This is a genomic window from Streptomyces sp. (assembly GCF_019510245.1).
GTDB lineage: Bacteria > Actinomycetota > Actinomycetes > Streptomycetales > Streptomycetaceae > Streptomyces.
Map to the genome: position 1 here is coordinate 1,145 of NZ_JAEKKT010000016.1, position 4,943 is coordinate 6,087.

Consider the following 4,943-nt stretch of genomic DNA (forward strand, 5'->3'; position numbering starts at 1 on the left):
GGCGCTCCTGGTCAACGGCAGACGGCTGAAGGGCAAGGGCTTCTTCCGCACGGCGTACTACTTCCCGTCGGTGACGAGCTCGGTCGCGATCTCGGTCGTCTTCCTGTTCATCTTCTCCTCCAGCGGAGTGGTCAACGCCCTGCTCGAGAAGATCGGAGTCAACGGACCCGCCTGGTTCGCCGACCCTCGCGGCATCATTCATCTCGCCCTCGGCGCCTTTGGCGTGAACAACGACGCGCCGCCGTCGGCACTCGCCGACACCACCGTCGGCGGCATGTCGCTGTGGGACTGGATCTCCGGCCCCAGCGTGGCCATGTGCGCGATCATCGTGCTGGTCGTGTGGACGACGGCGGGCACGTTCATGCTCATGTTCCTCGCCGCGCTGCAGGACATCCCCCTCGAAGTCGAGGAAGCAGCCGAGATCGACGGCACCGGGCGCTGGCAGCGGTTCCGCCACGTCACGCTGCCCATGCTCAAGCCGACCCTCTTCCTCGTCCTGACCCTCGGACTCATCGGCACCTGGCAGGTCTTCGACCAGATCTACGTCATGAGCCAGGGCAGTCCGGGCAAGACGACACTGACCCCCGCGTTCCTCTCCTACCAGACCTCGTTCATCAACAACGAGTGGGGACAGGGCAGCGCCATCGCCTTCATTCTCTTCGCGATCATCGTCGCGATGACGCTCCTGCAGCGGTTTGTCCTGCGCGACAAGGACGAGGCCCGCGCCAAGGCCGCCACCCGGCGCGCGGCGAAAGCAGCACGCTCCGGATCCGGCCCGACCACGGAGGCGGTTTGATGACCCGCACCGCCGCAACGGCCCACCCCACACGACCCGGAACCGACGCGACCGCGCCCACCACTGCAGCCGCCCCGCCGGCCACAGCCGACGTCCACAACAGAGGCACGCGATGAGCCCACAGCACAAGCTCGCCGACGCAGACACCACAGCGAACGCAGACGACAAGCTCGCAACCCGCGGCGCGGACAAACGCACACGCCGCGGCGGCGGTCTCACCCGCATACTCGGCTATACCGCCCTCGTCGTCGTCGCGCTGGTGTACATCTACCCCTTCCTCATTCAGCTCGCGACGAGCTTCAAGACCGACGCGGACGCCACGAGCCACCCACTGTCGCTGTGGCCGACTCACTTCACGACAGCCGCCTTCAGCCGGCTCGCCGACGCGGACTACCCACGCTGGTTCGCGAACTCCGTCGTCGTCGCCCTCTTCGTCACCGCCGGCCGCGTCTTCTTCGACTCCCTGGCCGGATACGCACTGGCCCGCCTGCGCTTCCCCGGCCGCGGCGCACTGTTCGCCGCCGTCATCGCCGTCATGGCCGTACCCCCCGTGGTCCTGCTCATCCCGAAATTCCTCGTCCTCAACCAGATCGGGATGTACGACTCCTACTCGGGCATGATCGTCCCGCTCCTCGCCGACGCCGCGGGGGTGTTCATCATGAAGCAGTTCTTCGAGTCGATCCCCATCAGCGTCGAGGAAGCAGCCCGCATCGACGGCGCCAGCACTTTCCGGACCTTCTGGTCCATCGTGCTGCCCATGGCCCGCCCTGCCCTCATCACCCTGACCATCCTGTCGTTCCAGGCATCGTGGAACGAACTGCCGCACTTCATCGTGTCCCGCCAGAGCCCGGACCTGAACACCCTGACCACCGGGGTCGCCTCACTCGTCTCCGGCCAGCTCGGCCAGGGCAACCAGTACCCGATCAAGCTCGCCGCGACCCTACTCATGACCATCCCCGTAGCCCTGGTGTTCTTCGCCTTCCAACGGCACTTCACCCGCGGCGGCACGGAGGGCGCGACCAAGGGATAGCCGGGCGAGAGACCCGATGCGACCCGCCCCACCCGGCCTGCCCGGCCGCCTCGACCAACGGGCGGTGCGAACCATACGCCCCCTCCGACAGGACCGAGCCCCATGAGCGACCCAACCCTCACGAACGACGCCGCGAACGACTCCTGGTGGCGCTCCGCGGTCATCTACCAGGTCTACATACGCAGCTTCGCCGACGGCGACGGTGACGGAACCGGCGACATCGCCGGCCTGCGCTCCCGCCTGCAGTACCTGGCCTACCTCGGTGTCGACGCGATCTGGATCAACCCCTGGTACCCGTCCCCGCTTGCCGACGGCGGCTACGACGTCTCCGACTTCCGCGACATCCACCCCGCCTACGGCACTCTCGAGGACGCCCGGAAGCTGCTCGCCGAGACCCACCAGCTGGGCCTGCGAGTGATCCTGGACATCGTCCCCAACCACGTCTCCGACCAGCACGCCTGGTTCCAGCAGGCGTTGGCGGCACCGCCCGGCTCCCCGGAAAGAGAGCGGTTCGTCTTCCGTGACGGCAGGGGCGAGGGCGGATCCCTGCCCCCGAACGACTGGTACGCGGCCTTCGGCGGTTCCACCTGGACCCGCACGCCGGACGGCCAGTGGTACCTCCACCTCTTCGCACCCGAACAACCCGACCTCAATTGGGACAACGGCGAGGTCCGGGCCGAGTTCGAGTCGATCCTGCGCTTCTGGTTCGACCTGGGCGTCGACGGCTTCCGCATCGACGTCGCCCACGGCATGGTCAAGGACCCGGCCCTCCCGGACCTCGGCCTGACGGAGTTCTCCGTCATCGCTCACCAGGACAAGCACCCGCACTGGGACCGGGACGGCGTCCACGACATCTTCCGCAGCTGGCGTGCCATCGCCGACAGCTACCCCAGCCCCCGCGTCTTCGTCGCCGAGGCCCATGTCCGCGCCGGCCGCCTCCCCGACTACGTGCGCCCCGACGAACTCCACACCGCCTTCAACTTCGACTTCCTCAAGTGCGCCCTGGAGGCGGACAAGCTGAGGGAGGTGATCGACCGCACGATCACGAATCTGGCGAAGGTCGGCGCCCCAGCCACCTGGGTCCTCTCCAACCACGACGAGGTCCGCCACGTCACCCGCTACGGCCGTGCCGACACCGGCGTCACGACCCCGATGCGCGACCAGGGCCACCCCACCGACCTCGCCCTCGGCACCCGCCGAGCACGGGCGGCGGCCCTGCTGATGCTGGCCCTGCCCGGCGGCGCCTACATCTACCAGGGCGAGGAACTCGGCCTGTACGAGGTCGAAGACCTCCCCGAGTCGGTGCTCCAGGACCCCACCTGGGAACGCTCCGGCCACACGGTCCGAGGCCGCGACGGCTGCCGCGTCCCCCTCCCCTGGACCGGCGACACCCCGCCCTTCGGGTTCAGCACGTTCCTGTCCGCCACCCCCTGGCTGCCCCCGCCCGACGACTGGAAGTCCTACACCGCCGAAGCCAACCAGGCCGACCGCACCTCCATGCTCCAGCTGTACCGCTCCGTCCTACGCCTACGCCGCACCCACGCCGGCCTGCGCAGCGAGGACTTCCGCTGGCTGGACAGCCCGGCCAGCACGCTCCTCTTCGAACGCGGCAACGGCCTGCTCTGCGCGCTCAACCTCTCCGACCAGCCGATCCCGCTCCCCGACGCCAGCAGCCTTCTCGTCGCGTCAGCACCGCTGACCAAGGACGGGCTGCTGCCCCCCAACACCACGGTCCTGCTACATCAGGACTGACGAGCGGACGGCGACGGGGCCACCCCAGCCGACCATTTCCGCGCCCAGCCGCGCTCCAATACGCCAGGGCCTGTCCGGTGTTCACTCCCCGCCGATCGGACAGGCCCTGGTTCATCCATCTGTAGGAGCCGGTAGAGCGGTGAAGCCCGTTGCATTGGAGTTCCGATGGACAACGGGCAGCGCCAAACCCTGTCCATAACTTCGCCTCGCCCGCCCACCCCGGCAGCAGCACAGGAGCAGCGGTTACAGCAGTGTCCGCGTCACAGCCCACGCCTTCCACCGAGCCCGCCCGTCGGCAAACCGAGTACGCGTACGCACCGGCTACCGGCCCGACCATGGCGCAGCCGACACTGGCCGCCCGGTTCCGGTGTCGCACGGCCTGACGTCGAGGCCGCCCACCGTCCGTAACGGATCTCATCGGCAATGGCTCTCACTCAACCCGGCGGTGCCGCCAGGTTGAGTGAGAGCCAACTGACCCGATACCGGGAATCAGGCCGCGACGAGCTCCCGCTCGCGGTCCGGCGTGTTGACCTTGGGCTTCTTGTTCGGCAGCGAGAGCCGGAAGACCTTGTGCCACGCGGAGAACACCTGCTTGGGCAGCGGGCCGGTGACGTACTCCAGCTCGTACTTCTCGAACAGCGCGCGCACCTTCACCGCGACCTCGGCGTACCGGTTGCTCGGCAGGTCCGGGAACAGGTGGTGCTCGATCTGGTGCGACAGGTTGCCGGTCATGAAGTGCATGGCCTTGCTGCCGCTGATGTTCGCCGAGCCCATCATCTGGCGCAGGTACCACTGGCCGCGCGTCTCGCCCTTGATCGACCGGCGCTCGAAGACCTGTACGCCCTCGGGGAAGTGCCCGCACATGATCACGGAGTGCGACCAGATGTTGCGGACCAGGTTCGCGGTGAACGTGGCGGCGAGCGTGGGGAGGAACGACGGGCCCGACAGCAGCGGGTGGATCACGTAGTCCTTGAGCACCTGCTTGCGGATCTTGCGGCCCACGGCCTTGGCCCGCGCGCGGAACTCCGGGTTCTTGCGGCGGCGCTTTTGGAGGTTCTTGCCGAGCTCCAGGTCGTAGGCGGCGATGCCGTACTCGAAGAAGCAGGCGTTGATGAAGTTCCACAGCGGCTGGCCGAGGTGGATCGGATGCCACCTCTGGTCCTCGTCGACGCGCATGATGCCGTAGCCGAGGTCGTTGTCCTTGCCGATCACGTTGGTGTAGGTGTGGTGCAGCTCGTTGTGCGAGTGCTTCCACTGCTCGGACGGCGAGACGTGGTCCCACTCCCAGGTGGTGGAGTGAATCTTCGGGTCCCGCATCCAGTCCCACTGGCCGTGCAGGACGTTGTGGCCGATCTCCATGTTGTC

General features: G+C 67.8%; 4 protein-coding genes. 3 read left to right on the plus strand and 1 reads right to left on the minus strand.

The genetic code is table 11. The annotated features are described in order from the left end of the window. The 3 genes from JF597_RS00400 to JF597_RS00410 form a co-directional block, all read left to right on the plus strand. Positions 1 to 796 (plus strand): carbohydrate ABC transporter permease (locus tag JF597_RS00400; protein WP_293986553.1); only part of this gene is annotated, 796 nt, incomplete at its 5' end. Positions 797 to 908: 112 nt separating this feature from the next. Beyond that, positions 909 to 1,826, plus strand: coding sequence for a carbohydrate ABC transporter permease (locus tag JF597_RS00405; RefSeq protein WP_293986555.1), 918 nt, complete (start codon positions 909 to 911; stop codon positions 1,824 to 1,826). Positions 1,827 to 1,928: 102 nt separating this feature from the next. Beyond that, complete coding sequence (locus tag JF597_RS00410) at positions 1,929 to 3,578, plus strand: glycoside hydrolase family 13 protein (RefSeq protein WP_293986557.1); 1,650 nt, start codon at positions 1,929 to 1,931, stop codon at positions 3,576 to 3,578. A 489-nt stretch (positions 3,579 to 4,067) separates the two neighbouring features. On the opposite strand, the gene JF597_RS00415 is transcribed toward JF597_RS00410, so the two are convergent. Further along, a partial coding sequence (locus JF597_RS00415) for an acyl-CoA desaturase (RefSeq protein WP_293986559.1) occupies positions 4,068 to 4,943 on the minus strand: 876 nt, incomplete at its 5' end.